The sequence below is a fragment of the Bacteroides sp. 224 genome, assembly GCF_010500995.1.
Classification (GTDB): domain Bacteria; phylum Bacteroidota; class Bacteroidia; order Bacteroidales; family Bacteroidaceae; genus Bacteroides.
Genome location: NZ_QVMK01000013.1, coordinates 1 through 22,798 on the forward strand (window position 1 = coordinate 1; position 22,798 = coordinate 22,798).

Here is a 22,798-nt window from a genome sequence, read left to right on the forward strand (position 1 = left end):
AGGGGAGGAATTCCTGCGGCATCGACTCCTCCCCTGCAAGGGGGAGGTGCCCAAAGGGCGGAGGGGGTATTTTATAAATTAATTATGAATACCTACTTACTTAAAATAGATAAGATGAAAACACGTTTATTACTGCTTATCTCTCTATCATTCTAAACGATCATATTCACCGCATTGAGTGGAGCTTTTATTCTACTTATACCAATGCTCCGGGCCATCTGGAAGATTACCAATTGATTCTTCCTATTCCACAAAGCGTAATCGATAATAACAATGGGGTATTCACTCAAAATCCCAATTATTAATCATTAAAGAAAACGAAATCATGAAAAAGAATATAATTCGTTTGTTCTCACTATTGCTCGTTATATCGGGATTGGCAGTAGCCTCGTCTTGTAGTGAAAGCCTTAAGATTGACACAATTGTTCAGGGAGATCCCTCAATCACCGGATTTGAACCCGGTAGCGGAAAAGCCGGTACGGAAATAACTGTTACCGGAGCATATTTCCGTGATGTACTGCATGCTTATATCGGCAATGTAGAAGCTCCTATTAAATACCTTATTTCTCAGCAAACAGCCGTAATCGTGGTACCTACAGGGGCTCAAAACGGTAAAATCGTATTTAAAACTAAAGAGAAAGAGGCACAAAGTGAGCAATCATTCACTGTAACCTTTCCACAACCGAGTTTAGCAACCATTCCCCAATCGGGCAAAGTGAATGAAGAAGTTGAATTTCGCGGAAGTAACTTAGATATCATTGAAAGTGTTTATTTCAAAGACACTAAAGCTGTTATCAGCTACCAAAGCGAAAAAGAATTGGTGGTAGAAGTTCCTTTTGTATTGGACGATTTAGTGGACATCCGTCTTACCTATTCCAATGAACAAGGCGAACAAAGTATCACTGCCGACAGTAAGTTCGAGATTGAAAAGCCCAGACCTGTACTCTCAACTTCTATGCCTGCAAAGGTTACCGAAGGAAAAACCATTACACTGACTGGTGAAAACTTAGATCTCATAAAGAAAGTGATGTTTGGCAATGTAGAGGCATCGATAACTCGCTATGAATCATCCTTTCTTACTTTCCACGTACCCACTTTGCCCAAAACCGCTTCTGTTAAAGTAGTTGCCTATTATTATGAGGAAACAGCATCTGTTACCTTGTCCGAATCGTGCGAAGTATTTATCCCCAAAGTATTCTCTTACCTCAACCGGACGCTTGGATCGCACAGAAACGCCAATTTTGGTAACCTATTTAATGCTGCTACCGGAGATGCAAGTTCTGTTTGTGTGCTTAAAACCCCTGCTTCTCAACCTTTAATTGATTTTGCATCTGTTTTCAATAGTGGATTTGATTTTGCTATTAACAGTCCGCACAACACAGTAAACGGACTCCGGAACTACTGGTGCGACGGCAAAGGAATTACCACAGCCAATACACTTGATGCACTAACCAAAGAAGGATTTGGCGACTTTTTAAGCACCAAAACACTTCTCAAAGTATTACTAAGCAGTAAGGCCGAACAAGCAGAAATTATTAACAAAGTTGTAAACGGAGAAATAGCCGAACTCTCTCCCGAGGCAACCCCTGCCCTATTTAATGGTAAAATTGTGGCAGATAAGAACTCTGTCAGAACTCGTAAAACAGGCGAAGCCGTTGGCACAGAATCAGAAAGCATCTTTAAAGTAGGCAGTGTGATAGTATTCAAGAATGAGAAAAAGAAAAAGGTAGGTTTATTATACATCCGAAAAATAAACGTGTACTACGACAAGCTGAAAGCTGATAACGATGCTAATGCATCTATTGAATTTGATGTTTATTTTGAACGTTAACCCCTCAATGAAAAGAATCATGAAACAAAAATATAGCTTATTATCAACAATGCTTTATTCACTCGTACTGATATTTTCTGCATGTACGCGTGATAATGACATCGACATCCCTCAAACTTCTGTAAACAAAATAACAGAAACCACAGTAACCGTAGGAGATGAAATTACTTTTACAGGTTCTAACATACACCTGATTACCAAGGTTACCTTCGGAGAAGCCAAAGCTGAAGTAAATCTTGAATTGGCCAAAAGAGACAAACATTCCTTAACCGTAGTAGTTCCTGAATTATTGGAAACTCAAAAAGTCAAGTTGTTTGTAACTTATAATACCAATAAAAGAATCGTTTTATCAGAAGAGTTAGAGGTAATTGTACCTCCTGTGATTCCAACAGTGACTTCATCATTACCTTCCTCGGTTATATCGGGTAAGGTTGTAGAGCTGGAAGGAACAGGCTTAAAAATTATTAAGAGTATATTCTTAGACAATACAGAAATAACCTACCGAAGCAAAGATGAAAGCAGCATCTCCTTTGTGGCTCCTGAAGTAGACACAGAAATATCGGTACAGGTTAAGTTTATCTATGATAACTCATTGGGTTCCAATAAAGAACTCTTGGTAGGAACATTAACTATTGAACCTCTTCCTGCAATTAAAGTTTTGAAATAGAAAGATGTAGTGAAATCTGCCGGGGCTATTGTAGTTCCGGCATTTTTTTTGCTTTGTTGTACAAGTAAGTATTCTAAAGGTATACATGTAAACTTTTTAAAGGTACGTACCTAAGATATCTGTAAGTATATACCTAAGCAACCCAAAGGTGTACACCTAAGCAACCTTTAGATATACACCTAAGCAACCATTAGGTGTACACTTAAGCGACCTTTAGGTATATACCTTTGCAGGCTGAAAGTGTATGGTCCGGTTCAAATTACCATCTTCACCCTTATTCCTTTTTTATTAGCCCCTCCCGAAAGAACAAAACCAAATTATCAATTTGCTATTAATTCATTCACAAAACACATTTCAACGGAGTAAAAGAGAACAAAACAACAGACCAACCAGCACAAACGCAAACAATTCGAGCAAAAACAGTATCACTTCGTTTTTCTTAAACCCGATTTCCTTGCGTTATTTTCAACCTTCCCCAATGTTGGTCGAGAAAAAGCCATTCTAAGAGGCTTTCATTTACCTGAATGATGCATGAGAACGGTTATTTGTAATTTGATATTCTCCCTCATAGAATCGCAAAATCGTTAAAGAAGCTAAAATATAAGCTATAACTATTGCTAATTCGAATAATCAGCCTACATTTGTAATCATTCTAAATTAATAAAACAATAAAATATTTAAAACCTTATGTATGGCACCAATTATTAATTCTTACATCCCCGAGTTTAAAGTAAACGCTTTCCACAATGGCGAGTTCAAAACTATTACCGATAAAGATGTAAAAGGGAAATGGGGTATTTTCTTCTTCTATCCGGCAGACTTTACTTTTGTTTGTCCTACAGAATTGGAAGATATGGCCGAGAACTATGCTCAATTTCAAGAGCTTGGCATTGAAGTATACTCAGTAAGTACCGACACACACTTCGTGCACAAAGCATGGCACGATGAATCTCCAAGCATCAAAAAAATACAATATCCAATGTTAGCAGACCCCACAGGGGCACTTTCTCGCGCATTGGGTGTATATATTGAAGAAGAAGGATTGGCTTATCGCGGTACTTTCTTATTCAACCCGGAAGGGCAAATCAAAGTTTGCGAAATCCATGATAATGGAATCGGACGCAATGCAAGCGAACTTCTCCGCAAAGCAGAAGCAGCTAAATTTGTGGCTGAGAACCCGTATGAAGTATGCCCTGCTAAATGGAAAAAAGGAGAGAAAACATTGAAACCGGGTATTGACCTTGTAGGTAAGATCTAACTAACTAACCAATTTCAAATAAACTCTAAATTTCTATCAAGGAAACGGGGTAAAGGTCTTATTCCTTTGCCCCGTTTTTTCTACTAAACAAAAGAGTATGAACAATATTCTACATTTTTAGATAAAAGAGCAGCGATATTTGTTAATCTGTAGCTAATCTAAATCAAGTTTATAACTTTTAGAGTATATTTGCACTATCTTTTTATATTTTAATTCAATGACGAATATTCAGGAGATACATACTTATTTAAAGAGCCATGATATTAAGCCCACTATGCAGCGGGTGGTTATTATGCAATACTTAATGGAACATAGAACTCATCCTACCATTGATGAGATTTTTTGCAGTTTGTCTCCTTCGATACCTACATTATCCAAGGCTACTGTTTACAACACGCTCAAACTTCTGTACGAGAAGAATGCGGTTCTCTCGCTAACAATTGATGAGAAGAATGTGCGCTATGATGCGTATACATATACACATGCACACTTTAAATGCAAAAAATGTGGAAGAATCTACGATATTCCATTAGATGAGAATCAAGTTCCTCCTTTTAGTAATGACACCAATCATAAGCTCGATGAAACTCAAGTTTACTTCTTAGGCATCTGCGAGCACTGTCAAGATTAACATCTACTATAATAAGAAAAACAAAGCCCTTACCAAACGAATCATTGGTAAGGGCTTTGTTTGTACCGCCCTTTTACATTAATTAACCGAAGCATCATTGCTTATCTACGAAACTTTCGTAGATTTGCGATAGTTTCGTAATTCAACATTAATATGGAAAAACTAACTATACAAGAAGAAGAAGCAATGATCCACATCTGGGAGTTGGGAAGTTGTTTTGTTAAAGACATAGTAGCAAAGTATCAAAAACCCACTCCACCATATACAACCATAGCTTCTGTTGTAAAGAACCTGGAGAAAAAGGGATATCTCGAATCCAAAAGATATGGAAACACATATCAGTATACCCCTATCATCAAAGAAAATGAATATAAGAAGAGTTTTATGAGTAATGTAGTACGCAACTATTTCGAAAACTCTTATAAGGAAATGGTTTCTTTCTTTGCAAAAGACCAGAAAATCTCTACGGATGACCTGAAAGAAATCATCCACATGATTGAAAAAGGAAAAGAAAACTAATCTTCGCCCTGCCATGAGTCACGAGTTAACCTACTTTCTGAAAGTCAACATTGCCATCGCATTATTCTATGCATTCTATAGACTCTTCTTCTATAAAGATACCTTCTTTAAATGGAGACGCACAGCTTTACTTTGTTTCTTTCTGGTAGCAGCATGTTATCCCTTATTAAATATTCAGGAATGGGTAAAGAGTCAAGAGCCTATAGCTGCCATGGCCGATCTTTATGCCGGTTTCATGTTGCCGGATATTCAAATCGAAGCTTCGAAAGCATTCAGTTGGAAAGACTTTATTCTTTCTTCTCTACATTATATATATTGGGCAGTATGTACTGGTTTATTCATTCGCTTCTTTATTCAACTTACCAGCATTATAAAGCTTGCCGCATGTACAAAAACGGATTATATAAACGGAGTCAAAATTCATATACTCAATAAAGAACAAGGACCTTTTTCATTCTTTAAATGGATATTTATTAATCCGGATGCTCATGAAAAAGAAGAAGTAGAGGAAATATTGACTCACGAAAAAACACATGCCGGCCAATGGCACTCCATAGATGTGATAATCAGTGAATTATTCTGTATGATTTGTTGGTTCAACCCTTTCATTTGGTTGATGAAGCGCGAAGTACGCTGCAACCTCGAATTTATGGCAGACAACAAAGTACTGGAACACGGTTATGACAGCAAAAGGTATCAATACCATCTTTTAGGATTGGCACATCATAAACAGGTAGCTACACTCTCAAATAATTTCAATGTTTTACCACTTAAAAATCGAATTAAAATGATGAATACAAAAAGAACAGGGCGTATAGGCAGAACCAAATACCTTATGTTTCTACCCTTAGCCGCTTTACTACTGATAATCAGCAACATCGAAGCCATAGCCCGAAATACGGAAAGATTAGCAGGACAGGCCGTACAACCTCACGTAGCCCTAACCGACACGGTACCTTTCGAAGTAGTAGAAAATATGCCTGTATTTCCCGGTGGTCATCAAGCATTAATGACATATCTTCTTAACAATGTTAAATTTCCGCCAGAAGCCATGGAAAGCGGAATACAAGGACGAGTTGTAGTTCAGTTTATTGTTGAAAAAGATGGCTCCGTAAACAATCCTGTTATAGTGCGTAGCATAGATCCGTATCTGGATAAAGAAGCTCTCAGAGTTGTTTCTAATATGCCTAACTGGACTCCTGGTACACAACGGGGAAAAACGGTACGTGTAAAATATACAATACCTGTTTCATTTCGGCCAAGCGGTCCCGAGGAAGTTATGATCGTTTCCCATAATAACCCTACACAAATCGACCACGCGGAAGTTGTGACCATTGCCTATAATAATTCTGCACCAACCGATCCTTCTACCCAAGTTTTTGAAGTAGTTGAAACAATGCCGGAGTTCCCTGGCGGTAAAGAAGGACTTATGAATTTTCTTGCACAAAACATCAAATATCCGGTTGAGGCACAAAATGCAAAGGAAGAAGGACGAGTGATTATTAAATTCACTATTACCAAAGAAGGAAAAGTAACAAATCCTCATATCGCACGTGGCATATCTTCTTCATTAAATGCTGAGGCCATTCGGATTATCAATACCATGCCCGATTGGAAACCGGGTAAGCAAAGAGGACAGAATGTAAATGTGAATTATACAGTACCTATAACTTTTAGCTTAAACGAGAAACCTCGAACAGAAATTGAGAATAAGTAGAGAGAGGGGGAGTGATAAATTCTATATAAAATCATGTTCCGCATGATGTAGGGCAGGCTTTGTGTCTGCCCTGATAAAAACCAAAAACTAATCACAAAATCAGAATAAACCCTTGCATTCTTTTTAAAAGTAATTATATTTGTAAAAGGTCTTATAGTAAGCTACTAAACTATAATCATTAACAAATATGAAAAACAGATTAAAAGAACCCCTGAGAAAACTTACATTACTATTTTTCCTCTTCACCATCTCATCCGTAATCCCTAATAATGTTAATGCACAAACAAAAGACAGTGAGTTGATGAATGATTCTACTGTGTATGATATTATAAAGTTGGTACCTTCATTCCCAGGAGGGCAAATGGAAATGATTAGCTTTATTAATAAAAGCATAGTTTATCCGGAAGCTGCTAAAGAGAAAGGAGATCAAGGAATGGTTTTGATACAATTTATTGTAGAGAAGGATGGAACAATAACTAACCCGACTGTCTTTCAAAGCATAAGTCCGGAACTTGATGCCGAAGCTATTCGAATAGTAAATACTATGCCACATTGGGTATCCGGCAAATTAAATGAAAAAAGTGTAAGAACCAAATATACATTACCTATTTCTTTTGTTATTAACGAATCGAAAACTGTACAAATACTGGATAAAGACATCTTTCCAGCCAAAGGAGAAGAGGTGCTCGAAATAGTTGAGATTATGCCCGAATTTCCGGGTGGCGCATCAGCACTTCAAAGATTCCTTGCTGAAAATGTAAACTATCCTACTGAAGCTCTGAGACTTGGTGTTAGCGGTCGCGTTATAGTATCGTTTGTTATCGATACTAACGGAAAAGCTGTTGATCCGAGTATTATACGAAGCGTTCATCCTTTTTTAGATGCTGAAGCCAAACGAGTAATAAAGAAAATGCCTCTTTGGAAACCAGGTATTCAAAAGGGTAAAAAGGTGAAGGTAAGATATACTGTACCCTTAAACTTCAAATTACCGGCAAGAAAGAATCCATATAAAATGGATGATCCTTTCTCTACTTTTTGAGGCAATTAATCACTAAAAGCAAAGCACCGGAATCAAGATAATGTTTCTTGAAATTCCGGTGCTTTATGTATTCAGTATCTTCTAAAGAGCTGTTTATTCCCCAAACCAATCAATCTTCTTAGAGAAGTACATCAGCATGGCCAGTATCACAAACAGTCCTAAACTTCCTGCCAGCAATGCAAGCGTTTCCAACTGAGTTAATACATAAATATAAGCATATAATACACTCAATAATCCTATCATTATAAGTGCCGGCTTTACTTTTTTCATAATTCCGCGGATGTACAACCCAATCAAGGTGATGGTTAAAACCGAAGAAATTAGGTAAGCCATACCAAAACTTGTTTGCTCTGATATAGAAATCAATAGAGTATAGAATAGACAAAGTGCCAAACCTATTAACAAATACTGTAAAGCATGAATACTCTTTTTATCCATAATCTCTACAAAGAATATCACTATAAAGGTTAATAATATAATAAGTATAGCATATTTGGCTGTGCGGGTAGATTGCTGATATTGATCGACAGGCACTTTCAAGTTTACTCCAAACAGAGATTCTTCCACTTCTTCCACTGCATCATTGCTTATGAAAGCTTGTGAAAAGCTACGGTTAAGATTCAGAACTTGCCATTGAGCGGTAAAGCCTTCTTTGGTAATCTCGCGCTTCTCCGGCAGGAATCTTCCATCAAAGCTCGGAGTTCCCCAGTTACCTTTCATGGCAATTTTCGTTGTTTTGCCTAATGGAGCAAAGAACATTCCCTGAGAACCTTTCAGCTTTATTTCAATGGTATAAGGCACTACTTTATTTCTCAATTCTTCTATGTCGATCACCTTATTAACACCCGAAGATGCTAACATCTTACCATTCAATCCCGGTTCAAAATTATAAACAGAATCGCCAAGTACAACTTTAATCTGCTCACTGATACCTCTCATATCCGAAATGCCAAGACATAAGGTAGCATTTTCAAAGTTTATTTTATCAATGTTAATACCTTGCTTTTTAAGATCATTAGGGCTAAAGTTTCCTTTTAAAGTAAGTATTGACTGGTAAACATTCACCTCATAGATGCCTCTATTTAGTTTATCAGTAATAAGTTGTGCATCAATGCTCAGTTCTTCGGGAAGCAAGGTAAGGTTCTTTGCTCCTTTGGTAACTATTTGCTTGCCTTCAGAATCGCGCATGATACCATAATCAAAATTCAGATAAGGACCTACAATGGTTTGCTTGCCACTCCATTTATCGCTTACCTCCCATACAGCTGTGGTTTCGGTGTCGTGTCTTTCGTTGATAAGCCCTCTGATCATGTTCATTGGAATCAACAATAGTAATACCAAAAAGCCAATTGTTACCACCTTCAGTATTTTAGAAATACGTTGAAAAAAGCCTCGTTTCTTTTCTTCGTAAACGGGTGGGTAGTCATTTAATTCTTCCATGTTTTATAATTTTAGTAGATAGTAGTTAGTAGTTAGAATATAGTAGTTAGGATTTATGAGGGTAGCAGTAATTATTTTATAGTGATTGCATAAGTATATGCTACTATATTCTAACTACTGACTACTATTTCAAAAATCCGATTTGAGAAACCGTTCCAGAGCAAGAAGGTGCTCATTGAATGCCTCCTTTCCTTTTTTGGTTGCCTTATAGGTTGTTTTGGGCTTGCGCCCAACAAATGTCTTCTTGCATGAGATGTATTTCAATTCTTCCAAAGCTTTTGCATGACTGGCCAGGTTCCCATCCGTCAGAGACAATTGCTCTTTGAGCATATTGAAATCTACATTTTCATTCACCATGAGAATAGCCATAATTCCAAGACGAACTTTATTCTCAAAGGCTCTGTTTATATGATGAAAATCCTCCAGCATTATCTATTCTTTTCATATAAAAAATAAAACAGAATACCATATATAATATGGAATACTCCAAAGCCAAGTGTCCAGAATAACAGTCCATATCCTTCAAAGAAGGCATCGAGAATACCAAGAAACAGAAAAGCGTACCCAAGCCAAGCCACATTAGAGAAAGTGTACTTCGACACATTGACCAGTGAAAGACCATAGAACAAAAGCATTACACTTGAAGTTAAGCCATAATGCTGATGATATAATAAGGCTAAACAGAACAGCCCTCCTGTCAAAAGAGGAATAGAGAAATTCCATACAATTCGATAAGTAAGCTTATTAAACAACTTTTGATTAGATCTCTTCGATTTGTAATAAGACACAAGAAAAGCGGTAACTACCGACACTGTTAATACAACTAAGGCTATCAATACAACGTCGTACAAACGAGTTGTTGCCAAAACATTCATGGAGGAGTAAGCCACCCATGCTCCTATTAACGAATAAAGTCCGACGAGTATCCCTGTCAGCCCACTTAATGAGACAAATTTAGAAGAGCGTTCCATCAACTCTTTAATCTCGTTTACTGATTGTATTGCTTTTATTTTATCCATATAAAAAGTACTTTGTACCGCAAAGTTAAATATAGAAATGATAATACAAAGAAGACAGAAGGAGATTTAACAGATTTTAAAAGATAAAGAAAGAAGAGGGAATTAAAAAAGCTGTTTCAACGAGTGGGTTGAAACAGCTTATAAGTTTTAAGAAGTATTTTTAGACTATAAAACGAGGATTGGATTAAGACTGCTTAGGAATCTCTATTTTATCTATATCTATTTCGTCGATATTGATACCACCTTCTTCCGGAGTACCCAAGTCTATATCCGAGATATCTACATACTCACTATAATCCTTTCCTTCTTCTCTTTCCTCAGTAAGCACGATGGCGGTATCTGTAGATTGTCCAAGTTGGCTTTTCTTCAATGCTTTGATATCGGCTCCTTGCTTTTTAGACTTTTCTATAATTGTTTTTACTTCACGAAAAGCCATTGAAATTATATTTACTCCGCCCTTGAGACATTTTCCATACTTCAAAGCTAACAGAGGGTTAGACACCAAGTCTGTAGCCGCCGATGCATTGAGTAATGTGATGATCGATACATCCGTTAGGATGCCTACACCTGTAGTGGCCATTTCCACACACTGCATAAAAGAACCGGAGAAGTTACGTTCTTTTCCATCTTTATCGCGTATTTTCATCACCTTAAATAGCTCTCCTGTAGCCGGATCTTGTGCTTTTATGGTGTCAATCTGAAAGAAAGTGATCGAATCACGGTAGGTAGTTATTCTCTCCCAAATGGTGTCGCAGGTCAGGATATACTCATCCAAATCCTCAAGACCGCTCAACTCATCCGGACGAATGTTTGACCAGTTAAATTCTTTCTTTTCCTTTTTCTCTTTCTTGCTTTTCTGAGCATGTGCAGGTATGGCTGCAAACCCTATACCTAATAGAGTAAACAGCATCATTTTCAAGACTAAGTTCTTCATTTTGTTTTAGTTTTTTATATTAATCATCGTTGTATATTGATTCGTTTGGGAGCAATCAGCACTTTCAATCCTCCAGTATATTTCTGGTCAGTAGGCATATATTCGAAACCATATACACTTGATTTGAATCCTTCGCTGGTGGTAAAGCAAATCTTATAAATAATCTCATTGGTGTTGTGAGGAACGGATACACTGAAATGTCCTTGCTCATCACTTTGTCCTAAGAGTTTCTCTTGTCCTTTGATTACTTTTCCGGCAGCAGGAACTTTAATGCCTCCTACAGTTTTTGTATCTCGCTCATGGGCTTGCAACACAATAAATGCATTGGCCAAAGGAAGGTGCTTATTATTGACATCCATCCGTGTTTTGTCGCAAATGATTCCTTCTACAGTACGTGGCGCTATGGCTTGAAAGGCATCATACTTGCGATTGTATTCTAAACAATAAACGTCAGATGGGTTGCTTTTTAAAATAACCCTCCTGCACTTATGTGCTTCTTCGTGGTGCTTACGTGCATCTTGCCACTCACCTTGTGCCTGAAAGGTTTCGGCTTTGGTGTATTCTTGTTGTGCTTTTATAAGTACTTTAGCTAAATATTCGAGTTCTGCCTTTTTTTTCTCATCGGCAGTAGGGTCTTTGGGTTTATCGTCGCAAAGATCTCCTTCCAGTAGATTCTTATAGATATGGTAAGCACCTAAATAGTTGCCCTTCAATGTGTAATTCTGCGCTTGAGATACTTGATCTAAATAGCACGACTCTTTAATAACCAATACTGCGAGTTCTATCCCTACTTTAGGGCCTAAGCCTTCTACTTTATAATCTATAGGCCTATTCATGCCCGGCACAGATAATTGTACTATTCGTTCCAGTGCCCGGTCTTCGGGATTGCTTAAATCGTATATGACTTCATAAGTAAAAGTACCTACTTCATTTTTAACAGGTCCTTTTACCGGTTCGCCATGATTTCCTTTCACTTTCAGCTTTTCATCCTTACAAGAGATGATTACTTTGGCTGTATTTTCAATAGGAACTACTGTTAGCGATTCGTCCTTATCTACTCTTATTTGCACAGAGGAATTATCTACATCTACCAAGTACTCCATCCAGTTTCCTTCTTCCAGAAAAACGGCTACATCTCTTTTTGCCGTACTTCCTTTCAGAGAAATATTAAAGCCGAATTTGTTGGCATCGCGTGTGTCGCAAATGCAGGTGTAAATATATTTACCATCTTTCTTCACAGGTGCTTCAATCTTTTCACCATTGTTTTCATCTATTATTAATGCCGGAGAGTTAGAAATAAAATCTACACGGGCTTTGTATTTGCTGCCTTTGTAAACTTCTTCTTGCTTACCTACGGTTACATTCATATTCTGAGCAAATAGAGAAAAGGCACCGAAAAGGAAAAAGACTGCTATAATTCGTTTCATATTTTGTTGCTTCTAATATCTTTTATCTATTATTGGTTTACTTGTTTATCTTGAAGTCTCCCAACTCAAACACTTTCTCTTTAGGTGTTTCATTATATGGTTGCCATGTACGTACATGAATCATTGGAGGTTTGGTTTCATCCTTTTCATCAAACTCCCACATCAGGAACAAATATCCTTTGTCGCTATATGAACCGGAATTCCAATGCTGAACAAGTTTCACCCCATAAACATTCTTATTAGAACGATGAGAGTTTACTTTAATATTTTCAAACACCACATTGATACGTGCATTATTCTTAAACACATTGGCAAGGCGACTCAAATATTGCTTTTTAGTTTGTGTAATCAGCTCCACATTGCCTCCCGGCATAGCAACTGCACCTTCCTGCGTTTTTCTCTGCACCACTCTACCGGTGATAATAAGAGCATCATCGCTGAATATATCTTGCAGAAAGTTCAAGTCTTTCTTATTATAAGCCGTACGGAATTGCTCTACGAAATCCAAAATAATTGTTCGCTTACGCAAGTCTGTCACCTCTCTATCCGAAGCCATCAGGTCTTTATACTCGTCAGATCTGATTCCAAAGAATAAACTTTCTATCTGTCCTTTGGCATCAAAATTAAGAACGATGGTTTGAAAGCGGTCGGCATCAAACTTCTCTCCCGAACGCGGTTCCATAATCATGGGGATATTACGAACCTGATAACCACCAGTCAGTTTGCTTGTACAGTTTTCTACCACTTCTATTTCATCACAACGAAAAGGGCATATCTCCCACAGTGTAAAGATAGACGAAGCTGCTTCCGGCGCAATATCAATACCGGCAAGAGAGAGATTTCTTTTTTCTCCCTGTGCATTATTAAATTCGGTAATCAGTTTTCCCGCATTCTGTTCCAAAGTCTTTTTCATACCTGCAGAGGCATAAAGCAATTCAAAGGATGTTTTATATTGAGCTTTTACCGATACACTTACCAATAATCCCAAAACCAGTATAATACAATTCTTAATACTCATGAAACGATTTACTTTCATATCTTCTTTATTCATAAATTAAAAACCACACTTTCTTACTTCTACCATAAAGATTCATGTTATCCATATTTCCTGTCAGGAAGTTTTTCCTTTTACCCATTCCTTTATCCAGAATGGCTTCGATGCCCTGATCCGAATAAACCAAAATATACCAGGTAGGATTCATTTCAGCACCGACATTGCCATACATTATTTTATGCTCAGCTTTTAGCTCCTGCATACATTTCTGCACATCGGCTACAGTTTTTTTAGATACAATTGTTCTTAGAACAGGTGAAGCTATTTCATTTAGGTTCACTTCGTTTTCTATTTTAACTATTTCTTCTTCAATCACAAGATCTTCTAAAGAAGAATCCGGCACAATCACTTTTGCTTCGTCAGACTTAGTAACCGCCACAGCAACCGGATTGTCTACTGCCATCACTGTGCCACCCGACATTATATTATCTTTATGAACATACAAAAACACTCTTTCCATAGTCCCTCTTTTCAGTGCTACTTTAGAAGAGTTCTTCTTTACGGCATTCAGCAATATGGTTTCTGCATCCTGTAGCGATTCTTTTTCGGTAATCAAACGCATGATTTCTGTGCGTAGGCTACTTTCTGCACTTTCCAAAGCTTCCTGCTCGGTGGCCGCCATACCTTCGCCATAGATATAATTTTTGTTCTTCTTTATCGAATTTATTTTGGTTTTCTCTTCCAGATAATCTACCTGCGCAAAAATCATCGTAGGAATAACCATCAGTAAACATGCTATAATATGTTTCATATTCATTGTTTTTTATTTATTTGGTGCAAGAATATTCTTTTGGGAAGTCGTTATATCTTCATACAAATCTCCAATATTATTTATTGGAATATATGGGTAGAAATCTGCCGTAATTACAATATCTCCTTTCTTAAAAGCTTCTTTGGGAAACTTGAAGTATAAAAGATGTTTATACATTAAATCTCTATTTATATAGAACACCGTGCCCTTATACTCCTTATTTGTTTCTTCTTCCATCCCCAGATAACCGGTACATTTTTGTTCTTTCAGATAAGCACACAGATTCTTCAATGGAAGTTTCACTACCTGATTCATCTGATAGTATCCTTTGATAGTTAATGAAATGGCGTTGTTCCAATCCATCTCATCGGCATGAAGAAAGAGATTTAACAATGATTCCACCCCCATTCTTTCATTAAATACATACTCAAATGTACCTCCCCTTTGGCGGATATACTTTCCATTTCTTACCTGAGGAATCATATATGTATCGACAATCTCTTCAAATACCTTTCTCTCGGGGATATACTTAAAGTAAAGTGAATCTAATTTTCCGGAATGTTCGGTAAAACGATAATTCAACACATCCTGACAAAAAGCTTGAGCCGTTTCTTTTTTGTCTTTCCCTAATATCAAGTCATATTGTTTAGGAAAGCGAACTTCGAAAGAGGTGTTTCCGTTATCTATTGTCCATCGTGCTGTAAAATGAGTATCGTTTCCAATCAGCGTAAAAGGAGTTCCCGGCTGTATCGTTTGCAACACTAATGAAACAGAACGACTTGTTTGAAACAAATCTCTACCATTCAATTTTAGTTCTACAAAATCTTCACGCATCAAGTACTTTTGCTCAGTTTGATTCTTCTTCAATAATAAACTTAGCAAATAGCGTTCTATAAATATATACACAGGAGGAGCAACCTTTCTATCCAACCCCGGATGAAACAAGGTTACTCCCATTTCGCTGAGCACCCCATCTGTAACAACCACTCTCATCGACTTGCCCGGACATATTGCTCCCAAAGCAATCTCTCCACTTTTCGCTATAGTGATTTTCCGTTCCTGAGCATCCTTATACATACGTTTCATTACTTCCGTTTCAGCCTTCGGCTGGGCAGAAAGTGCTTGGAAGCAGAAAAGCATTATGAGAGTTATAACAGATGTAAGCCTCATTTTCTTTCGTTTTTATTCAGGTGTGCCTAATTCTCCGGTTAACACAGCACCTTTTTGGGTGTTATCTTTGTCAAACCATTTACCATTGGTCAGGTTGTCGTCTTTGAAAGTTCCGGATACCACATCCCCTGATTCAGCCATTCTTTCTTGTTTATCGTATTGGCTCAATCGGTATGCTTTATAGAACTTCAAGCTTCCTGTACCATTTGCTTTGTTATTCTTTATTTCTCCGGTGTATTTTCCGTAGTGATAGCTGATGGTGCCAGTACCGGTGCCGGTGGCGGCATCGCCGGTTTCGATTCTTACAAGGGGGTCAGAGTCGCCACCACCTTTTCCTTCCACTACATACACACATGAAGCGCTAAGTGATTCGTTTTCCAAAGCCTTTACAGTAATGGTAGCCTCACCTTCTTTCAGTAAAGTAACAGTACCATTTTCCACTGTTGCAACAGCTTCATTGTTGGAAGTCCAAATATATGTTGCTTCTGCATTAGCAGGGGTTTTAGTGACTTGCAAGGTTTCTACAGCACCCACTTCAAGAGTAGTAGAAGATTGATTAAGGGCTATAGACTCTAATGTTGTAGGTTCCTCTTTGTCGCCTCCTGCAACCATAGTATACGCAAAATAGCCTCCGCCAGCAAGAACTATCAAGGCTACCACTGCTATTATAATCTTTTTCATAGGACTACCCGTATTAGGATCATCCTTGCTATTACGTTTTTTACCTTCGCCCAAAGGCTGATGACACAGTGGACACTCAAAATCTCCTCCGGGTTCTACCTCTATTTCCTTTTTATAATTGTCGCAGTCAAGATTCCTGCAAATACCTGTTTTCTTTGCCATAAAACTATTTTAATCAATTTTTAAATCTTTATCACATAACTCTTCTGCTGCTGCATTGAAAGCAACATATAACAGATTCTTTTCATTTCTACCCACAAGTGGCAGAACTACGTTGTCTAGTGTTTCACCTAACTTCAGCATCAATGCCTTTTTCTTCTCGCCCTTGTAGTTAGTATTTAATTCTTCTACTACAACTTTCTTTAACATAGCCGCATCCATTGCACGGGTCATCTTACTCAGTTCTTTAAGTGTAGAGATAATATCGTCTCCAGCATCAATCCATCGGCTTATACGTCCCATTTTATTTTTCTCTCCGGCAAAGGCTTTCATCTTCTCTCCGGTCTCCACATCTTCGCGCTCTATGATAATACCTTCAATCGCATAAGCCAACAAAACAATGGGCATGAGTTCTTTTTCGGCTTCTTCAGCACTTTTGCTAAAAAGGGTAGGCAACGACGATTTAGAGAAGCTTTCAGTATGTACAACCATGCGGTTTACTTCGCTTCTGGTCAGTATATCATATTTTTCTTTCAATACTCTCACATTATCAACATAACGTAACGGGAATCCACTGTGCGCAGTGACTACAACAATTTGATTGCTTTTGAAGTTAACTGACACATCGTAATCCTTATTAAATGGAATTTTACCACTTTCGCCAAAATCTTTAATAAAGTCATTGCGGAACGTATCATCATCTTCGTAAAGGGGCAATGAGAGTTGAATGATCTTTTGATGGTTGGCTGCTGTTTCCGGACTTCCTTTACCTTCTTCCGAACCATTGAAAGGTAAGAAGCTTTGCGCAGCATTATATATTTCTTTCACAAAGCGTTTACGCTTGTCTGGTGTGCTACAATCAGTGTTACGTAATTTATCCAGAATGTTCACATTAACCAAGCGTTGATTCGCATTCTTCATCGAATAATCATCCATTTCTTTACGTGCACTCTCAATACAAGCTTTCAGAGTTATTTCCTGCAATGTGCCTACATTTATTTTCTTGCTGAGTGTACTGAATCCATCATTAGTAATGCCCACTGATTCTATGATCTTCGCACGTAAGCTATCTGCATGCAGCTTCTGATTGGCTTTATTCTTAAGAAATCCCTGAATTGTATCACGTACCAATTTAGGATCATACTCTTTTACTACTTCACCATTCATATTACCCATTTCGGCGTCGCTCAATTTACATTTCTCCTCCGCCTGTTTTTTCATGATATCAGCATAATCATCCAACACCCTCATAAATGGTTCAATAGTATTGACATTGAACAGAGTGAGCATATTTATGATTTCCGACATCAATTTTACAGCATACCCATAAGCTGCTACAGAGGTCATCACAGTGAGTTGTTCCCGTTTTGCATCAGCAAAACGCCCGAATGTTTTGGTAGAAGCATTCGTGAGTGCATCTGTGAGCCAGCCAATATTGTTCCAATCTCTGCGAATACCTTCCAGCTGATCTGCTAAATCTTCATTCAGGTAAGTTGTTCGTTTGGTAATTTTACTCTTGAAATCATCTAAGCGCTGGTTACATTTTTCTATCAACAATGTGATATATTTATGCACTTCCATGATAGACATATCACCATTCTTCCATTTGGCAAACAAGTTGTTTTCAATACGACGACAAATCTCTTCAGCAAAACCAGAAATTTGAGTTTCATAATCGAAATAGAACTTCTTCACGCCACAACCGCGATACATTGAGTCAAAGAATTTCTCGCAGAGTTGATTAAACTCCTCATACCATTCTTTTTTAGGACATTCAGTCTGTACATCCTGTTTATAACGATCTATATAAAATTCCCAACCCTGAACAATTGGTTTCCAGTTGGTAACATGCTTTTCTATTGACGGTAGTGGTTTGCTAAGCAGCAAATAGTCATCGGTCAGCAAGTTTGCCTCTCTTTCAGAGTCTTTATCAACATCATGAACATAACTTTTACCCACCATGTCTTCAGTACATTCTATATATCCGCGTGCATCATCCCACAAGCCATAGAGCATTTGCGTAGAAGCTTGACGAGCAAAATAATAAGCACCATATTCCACGACCTCAGTTTCGGGATATTCTATGCGCTTTACACCGAATGTCATAAACTTACGGCTATGTACTGGTTCTTTGGTTTCATTCTCTTCCGGTAGCAAGCCATTATTCTCGTTGCTCTCCAAGCGCGCCATCTTTCCTCCACTCTGCATTGATGAAGCCACCACCTTTTGAAAGAGGAAGTCTCCTACAATGTTGGGTAGCACTTTGTGCAAGTTCACCTCCTTGCCTGCTTCATTAACATTGGTATAGAGATAGGCCATATCAAATGCGTCCTGTCCTTTAAGAAGACGGCGTACATTGCCATATTCGTCGGTATTTCCTTTTACATCTGTAGGAAAATAACGTCCTACAGACATGGCATTCAGTTCTAACAAAGCAGCATAGCCATTAGGTTGATAGTAGCGGTTACTATCTTCACCTCCCGGTATTTGAATGATTTTCTCTGGTACATAGAGATACAACTGTATCTTAAATTTTGCACGGTCATCTCCGGTACGTTGAAACTCATTTCGAATTTGTGTCACAGCATCAACGATGGAGCCTGAACCCGTTCCACCACCTAATCCGGCACAGATATGGAAAGTTACATCATCCACATCTTCTTTCTCTTTTAATGCTTTTACACGCGAATGTACTTGACCTACAAATGTGTTTTGTGGTAATCCGCACATGTTATTGGCGATTAACATACGCCCAAAACGTCGGCGCTGTCCGCCAATACCTTCACTGATTATAGCGCCAATTCCCTCTTTCAGCATCGCTTCATCTTTGCGATTGATAAATGCATTGATACCCGGATATTGATCTAAATTACTCAACACACCGAAACCTATTCCATTGATTGATAAGCGTTGAGCAGGAGAAAGTTGCACCGACATACCCAATGTCTGCCAATCTTCTTCGTTGTTCAAATCAGCCAGACTGGAATCTACATACAAATATTCGATATGTGCATCACTCGTAGGATCGTTCGAACGAAACTCTTCATAAATACGTTTGCGTAAAGCACGCAAAACGGAACCTCCGGTTCCTCCAAGTCCAATAATTAAATGGTTTGCCATGATATTTATATTATAATTATTTTCACTTATACTTTAGTCTAACATCCTACTTCTTCGTCTTGTGGTGGCAGTTCTTCTTCTCCTCCCCTGCTTCGACGCATCATTAAAAAAGTAAAACCCAATCAGGCACACCGCCCCCATAAACCAAGCCACGCGTCTCCACAGGTAACCGTTTACAGCGCTTTGAATATTCTTAGTATAATAAGATGCCACTTCAAAGGCATTGGAAAAGACCGTTTCACCCACTTCCAACTTTTCTATGTTAATATCCTCCACATAATCGGCCAGCATCGGATATTGACTAACTAATTCCGCGGACACCTCTTTTAAGTTGACGGAAGAAGAAGAGATATTTACCTGCGGTAACAAACTCACAATCTGCTCTTTGGTGGGCAGATAAGACTTCACCTTAACCCCACCTATAAAGAAAGTTGATTGAAACCCAAGGAATATAAGTCCAAATGCAAGAAGAAAAAAACCTAAAGGATTGTATGAATAATGAGGAGCGATCATCTTAGGCAAATAAAACAACGCCAAGGTTGTTGCTATGCCAATAAGTGCTCCCCAAAAGATACAGGAAAACAATTCACCAATAACGTATAACATACTAATCTTTTCTTTATATATTATTCATTCCTCTTTATTCAAAACTTAACAAAGCAAATTGGGTAACAAAATGTCGCTTTCTGTATGGAGCATCATCTTATGCAAAGCAGCTTCAGAACCATTCAACATTTCATTATATCTATCCTTTAATGTCTCAATATTCGCAACAATACTCAACGGGAAACCAACAGTGGCATTAACAACTACCAACTCGGTTCTTTTATAATTAGTCAACAAGTCACTATGAACGCTAAACTTCGGACATGCTTTTTTAAACATATCAATAAACTTTTGTCTAAAATTAGTTGCATCATAATACTCTGGTAAACTTAATTGCACAACATGCCGCAATGGAATCCCATATTTCATAGCTAATTTATCAACTTCTTCCGAGTTAAACTGCAAATAGGACTGTGAAGATTGCACCAGATATTGAATTAACTCTTCTAATTGTTCATCTGAAGTATATGACTTCTTAATCTTCTCTAGAATATTTACGTCTATTATCTTCTGAGTAGGATCTGTAACTTCCAAATCAGCCATCACAGAAGAAGCAGTTGTTAAGCAAACCTGGATAAATGTATCTTCTATGCTAACCATATCTAACTTGTCGAGCATATTAGTAAAGCCTCTTTTTCCATCCGTACCCAATAATTCAGCCAATCCATTTCGAGCTAAAGAGGCATTGTGCTTTTGCACTAATTCGTCAGAAACAAATTGTTTGGTTAGATTTTTCACCCATTCAGGATTGCATATCTTCACAAATTCCCCCGGATGCTTACAGTTCTTATCTAATTCCGTTTCTATATGAATCAATATCTCCGAAATCAGAAAATATAATGATTTCACAGTTTCAAGAATTCTTGCCAATTCACTTTTCACCAAACTAATCAGTGATATAGCATATTGATATCCTTCAGTCAATGTCAATAATTCATAGTAAGAACCTTTAGCCATTTTGTATGCCAGGAATATCTTACGATAGGGACTACCTATAATATTTATTAACCAACCGACTTTTTTCCATTCCTTCTCGCAAAGTTCAATTTCCGGAATAATTTCGTGTTGTATAGAATACTCAAAATCTTCTATTTTTTTTTGAAACTCAGGAATTCTCTTATCACAATCTTCTATGAGAAGATGCAAAAACTTCACAATTTCCAATAAAGACTTTGCTCCACTCCTCCATCCATTGAATAATTTTTCTTCAATATGCTGACGAATATAATCAGCATATCTCCATCTTTCGTTTATCTGAATCTTATAAAATTCTTTGACTCCAGAACCACGATATTGGGCATGATATTGTAAATCACAGTAAGAATTAAAGTCACTCAACCACTTCTTTTTATCTTGTCCGGTTTGGATATCGTCGGCAAAGAGTTGTATCCATGTTTCCCATTCTGGAGCTATTTCTTTCCATTTTTTGGTTGTGGAATCATAAATTAAAGGTGTAGAAAGTATTAAGTAACGATCTGCTAACAAAAACTCTTCTCGTATCTTTTCATCAACTATATCAATGTTAACTTCATCAAACGAAAGTTCTTCAAACCCGGATTTATGATTCCAATTATCGTATAATGATTGAAGAATAGCCTGCCTTACAAAACTATAAGTCACATACTTCTCTATTTCTAATTCGGGATAGTCTATTCTCTTAATGCCAAAAGTGGAAAAACTGTTACTAAGTATAGGTGTACCCACATCATTCCGTATGTCATCGAAACTAAATTCTTCCATTCTAAGTAACCCATGCATATGTACATAAATCTTTTGGAATAAGAAATCCGCAACAGAAGCTGATATTTTACTATCAAACTGTTGCTGACGTCCATCCTCATCGCTATTTGTAAAGAGATAAGCCATTTCAAAAGCATTACACCCTCCTAATAATCTCTCTACTTTTCCATCTTCCCTTTTAGAGTGGGAGTCTAAATCACAAGGTTTATAAACACCTATAGAGATAGCATTTAACTCGCTCAAAGCAGCATAACTATTGGCCTGATAATATCCTGCATTACACATAGGATCAACCATATTGCCTTCAGGAACATTTAGATATAAATACAATTTATATCGATTACCAGTGCTTTTTCTGGGATCAAACTGTTTACGAATTTGCGCAATAATATCAATTATTGATCCAGAACCAACTCCCCCGGCTAAACCTGAACAAATATGAAAAGTGACTTCTTCTTTTTTACTTCTGTCAATCAGTTTCAGTACACTGTTTCTCAACCGTGCAGTAAAGCTTCCATCATGAAGTCCGAGAATATTATTTGCGAGTAATAACCGTCCCAACCTCCGTTTTTGCCCACTAAAACCATTATTCAAATGATTAGCATTTCCTAAAAGTAGTTCTTTATCAACCGGAGTAATAAAGGATTGAATAGTAGGATATAAAGAAAGATTATCAAATACATTAGAATCTACCCCATAAAGGGCTATTTTTTGTAATGAAAGCAAAGAAGTGTCTGCTGAAACAGCATGAATGGTATCGACATACAAATATTCTATTTCCACCCCATTCATAGACAAATCATTATGAAATTCTTCAGCAATACGTTTTCGAATCGCTTTCATTATTCCATGTCCAGTACCCCCAAGCCCAATTATCAAATGATTTGTCATTGTATTAGCCTTCCATCCTCATTAGCCTTTCCTTATATTTTTATTGAACCCGAATATAAGCTAAAAACATATAGATGATCTTTCTTAATTTAACGTGTGTTTCCTTTTTTAGCTGAAAAATATAACGAATCGCAAAGTTTATAA

19 protein-coding genes are annotated in these 22,798 nt (G+C 37.5%); 7 read left to right on the forward strand and 12 right to left on the reverse strand.

The features are described from left to right. The first annotated feature begins 325 nt into the window (after nt 1–325). The 7 genes from D0T60_RS08235 to D0T60_RS08265 all read left to right on the forward strand — a co-directional run bounded on the left by D0T60_RS08235 (nt 326) and on the right by D0T60_RS08265 (nt 7,662). Entirely contained in the window at nt 326–1,831 is a 1,506-nt protein-coding gene (locus D0T60_RS08235) for an IPT/TIG domain-containing protein (RefSeq protein WP_163217689.1), read from the forward strand. Nucleotides 1,832–1,850: 19 nt separating this feature from the next. Then, nucleotides 1,851–2,498, forward strand: coding sequence for a hypothetical protein (locus D0T60_RS08240; protein ID WP_163217690.1), 648 nt, complete (start codon nt 1,851–1,853; stop codon nt 2,496–2,498). A 691-nt stretch (nt 2,499–3,189) separates the two neighbouring features. Further along, nucleotides 3,190–3,756 (forward strand): alkyl hydroperoxide reductase subunit C, encoded by a 567-nt coding sequence (gene ahpC, locus D0T60_RS08245; protein ID WP_163217691.1) that lies wholly within the window; start codon nt 3,190–3,192, stop codon nt 3,754–3,756. 217 nt (nt 3,757–3,973) lie between these two features. Next, complete coding sequence (locus D0T60_RS08250) at nt 3,974–4,387, forward strand: Fur family transcriptional regulator (RefSeq protein ID WP_163217692.1); 414 nt, start codon at nt 3,974–3,976, stop codon at nt 4,385–4,387. 153 nt (nt 4,388–4,540) lie between these two features. After that, entirely contained in the window at nt 4,541–4,906 is a 366-nt protein-coding gene (locus tag D0T60_RS08255; RefSeq protein ID WP_163217693.1) for a BlaI/MecI/CopY family transcriptional regulator, read from the forward strand. A 13-nt stretch (nt 4,907–4,919) separates the two neighbouring features. Then, nucleotides 4,920–6,623, forward strand: a complete 1,704-nt coding sequence (locus tag D0T60_RS08260) for a M56 family metallopeptidase (RefSeq protein ID WP_163217771.1) — start codon at nt 4,920–4,922, stop codon at nt 6,621–6,623. Nucleotides 6,624–6,810: 187 nt separating this feature from the next. After that, nucleotides 6,811–7,662, forward strand: a complete 852-nt coding sequence (locus D0T60_RS08265; protein ID WP_163217694.1) for an energy transducer TonB — start codon at nt 6,811–6,813, stop codon at nt 7,660–7,662. 93 nt (nt 7,663–7,755) lie between these two features. Here the strand turns inward: D0T60_RS08265 and creD are convergent, their stop codons facing one another. The 12 genes from creD to D0T60_RS08325 form a co-directional block, all read right to left on the reverse strand. Beyond that, nucleotides 7,756–9,102, reverse strand: coding sequence for a cell envelope integrity protein CreD (creD, locus tag D0T60_RS08270; RefSeq protein WP_163217695.1), 1,347 nt, complete (start codon nt 9,100–9,102; stop codon nt 7,756–7,758). 129 nt (nt 9,103–9,231) lie between these two features. Further along, the gene (locus tag D0T60_RS08275; RefSeq protein ID WP_163217696.1) at nt 9,232–9,531 is read right to left on the reverse strand and encodes a transcriptional regulator; all 300 of its coding nucleotides are present in this window, start codon (nt 9,529–9,531) and stop codon (nt 9,232–9,234) included. Beyond that, nucleotides 9,531–10,121, reverse strand: coding sequence for a hypothetical protein (locus D0T60_RS08280; RefSeq protein WP_163217697.1), 591 nt, complete (start codon nt 10,119–10,121; stop codon nt 9,531–9,533). Before D0T60_RS08280 ends, D0T60_RS08275 begins: the two co-directional genes overlap by 1 nt. Before the next feature lie 184 nt (nt 10,122–10,305). Next, nucleotides 10,306–11,055, reverse strand: a complete 750-nt coding sequence (locus tag D0T60_RS08285; RefSeq protein WP_163217698.1) for a hypothetical protein — start codon at nt 11,053–11,055, stop codon at nt 10,306–10,308. Nucleotides 11,056–11,078: 23 nt separating this feature from the next. Next, nucleotides 11,079–12,482 (reverse strand): hypothetical protein, encoded by a 1,404-nt coding sequence (locus D0T60_RS08290; RefSeq protein WP_163217699.1) that lies wholly within the window; start codon nt 12,480–12,482, stop codon nt 11,079–11,081. A gap of 37 nt (nt 12,483–12,519) precedes the next feature. Next, the gene (locus D0T60_RS08295) at nt 12,520–13,533 is read right to left on the reverse strand and encodes a nuclear transport factor 2 family protein (protein ID WP_163217700.1); all 1,014 of its coding nucleotides are present in this window, start codon (nt 13,531–13,533) and stop codon (nt 12,520–12,522) included. Beyond that, nucleotides 13,526–14,287: a hypothetical protein gene (locus D0T60_RS08300; protein ID WP_163217701.1), complete on the reverse strand. Its 762-nt coding sequence runs from the start codon at nt 14,285–14,287 to the stop codon at nt 13,526–13,528. Before D0T60_RS08300 ends, D0T60_RS08295 begins: the two co-directional genes overlap by 8 nt. A 12-nt stretch (nt 14,288–14,299) precedes the next feature. Continuing rightward, on the reverse strand, nt 14,300–15,457 hold the full coding sequence (locus D0T60_RS08305; RefSeq protein ID WP_163217702.1) for a hypothetical protein: 1,158 nt from the start codon (nt 15,455–15,457) through the stop codon (nt 14,300–14,302). A 12-nt stretch (nt 15,458–15,469) separates the two neighbouring features. Continuing rightward, nucleotides 15,470–16,300 carry an Ig-like domain-containing protein gene (locus D0T60_RS08310; RefSeq protein ID WP_163217703.1) on the reverse strand — a complete coding sequence of 277 codons (831 nt, stop codon included), beginning with the start codon at nt 16,298–16,300 and terminating at the stop codon, nt 15,470–15,472. A 9-nt stretch (nt 16,301–16,309) separates the two neighbouring features. After that, nucleotides 16,310–19,417 (reverse strand): tubulin-like doman-containing protein, encoded by a 3,108-nt coding sequence (locus D0T60_RS08315; protein WP_163217704.1) that lies wholly within the window; start codon nt 19,415–19,417, stop codon nt 16,310–16,312. A gap of 33 nt (nt 19,418–19,450) precedes the next feature. Next, entirely contained in the window at nt 19,451–20,023 is a 573-nt protein-coding gene (locus D0T60_RS08320; RefSeq protein ID WP_163217705.1) for a hypothetical protein, read from the reverse strand. 45 nt (nt 20,024–20,068) lie between these two features. Next, on the reverse strand, nt 20,069–22,654 hold the full coding sequence (locus D0T60_RS08325) for a tubulin-like doman-containing protein (protein ID WP_163217706.1): 2,586 nt from the start codon (nt 22,652–22,654) through the stop codon (nt 20,069–20,071). Nucleotides 22,655–22,798 lie beyond the last annotated feature (144 nt).

Excerpts from the sequence above, each read along its gene's own strand:
- D0T60_RS08305 (WP_163217702.1), bottom strand. The coding sequence starts at position 15,457 with ATGAGGCTTACATCTGTTATAACTCTCATAATGCTTTTCTGCTTCCAA.
- D0T60_RS08260 (WP_163217771.1), top strand. The coding sequence starts at position 4,920 with ATGAGTCACGAGTTAACCTACTTTCTGAAAGTCAACATTGCCATCGCA.
- D0T60_RS08295 (WP_163217700.1), bottom strand. The coding sequence starts at position 13,533 with ATGAATAAAGAAGATATGAAAGTAAATCGTTTCATGAGTATTAAGAAT.
- ahpC (WP_163217691.1), top strand. The coding sequence starts at position 3,190 with ATGGCACCAATTATTAATTCTTACATCCCCGAGTTTAAAGTAAACGCT.
- D0T60_RS08285 (WP_163217698.1), bottom strand. The coding sequence starts at position 11,055 with ATGAAGAACTTAGTCTTGAAAATGATGCTGTTTACTCTATTAGGTATA.
- D0T60_RS08255 (WP_163217693.1), top strand. The coding sequence starts at position 4,541 with ATGGAAAAACTAACTATACAAGAAGAAGAAGCAATGATCCACATCTGG.
- D0T60_RS08250 (WP_163217692.1), top strand. The coding sequence starts at position 3,974 with ATGACGAATATTCAGGAGATACATACTTATTTAAAGAGCCATGATATT.
- D0T60_RS08235 (WP_163217689.1), top strand. The coding sequence starts at position 326 with ATGAAAAAGAATATAATTCGTTTGTTCTCACTATTGCTCGTTATATCG.
- D0T60_RS08240 (WP_163217690.1), top strand. The coding sequence starts at position 1,851 with ATGAAACAAAAATATAGCTTATTATCAACAATGCTTTATTCACTCGTA.
- creD (WP_163217695.1), bottom strand. The coding sequence starts at position 9,102 with ATGGAAGAATTAAATGACTACCCACCCGTTTACGAAGAAAAGAAACGA.
- D0T60_RS08320 (WP_163217705.1), bottom strand. The coding sequence starts at position 20,023 with ATGTTATACGTTATTGGTGAATTGTTTTCCTGTATCTTTTGGGGAGCA.
- D0T60_RS08310 (WP_163217703.1), bottom strand. The coding sequence starts at position 16,300 with ATGGCAAAGAAAACAGGTATTTGCAGGAATCTTGACTGCGACAATTAT.
- D0T60_RS08325 (WP_163217706.1), bottom strand. The coding sequence starts at position 22,654 with ATGACAAATCATTTGATAATTGGGCTTGGGGGTACTGGACATGGAATA.
- D0T60_RS08265 (WP_163217694.1), top strand. The coding sequence starts at position 6,811 with ATGAAAAACAGATTAAAAGAACCCCTGAGAAAACTTACATTACTATTT.
- D0T60_RS08290 (WP_163217699.1), bottom strand. The coding sequence starts at position 12,482 with ATGAAACGAATTATAGCAGTCTTTTTCCTTTTCGGTGCCTTTTCTCTA.
- D0T60_RS08275 (WP_163217696.1), bottom strand. The coding sequence starts at position 9,531 with ATGCTGGAGGATTTTCATCATATAAACAGAGCCTTTGAGAATAAAGTT.
- D0T60_RS08280 (WP_163217697.1), bottom strand. The coding sequence starts at position 10,121 with ATGGATAAAATAAAAGCAATACAATCAGTAAACGAGATTAAAGAGTTG.
- D0T60_RS08300 (WP_163217701.1), bottom strand. The coding sequence starts at position 14,287 with ATGAAACATATTATAGCATGTTTACTGATGGTTATTCCTACGATGATT.
- D0T60_RS08315 (WP_163217704.1), bottom strand. The coding sequence starts at position 19,417 with ATGGCAAACCATTTAATTATTGGACTTGGAGGAACCGGAGGTTCCGTT.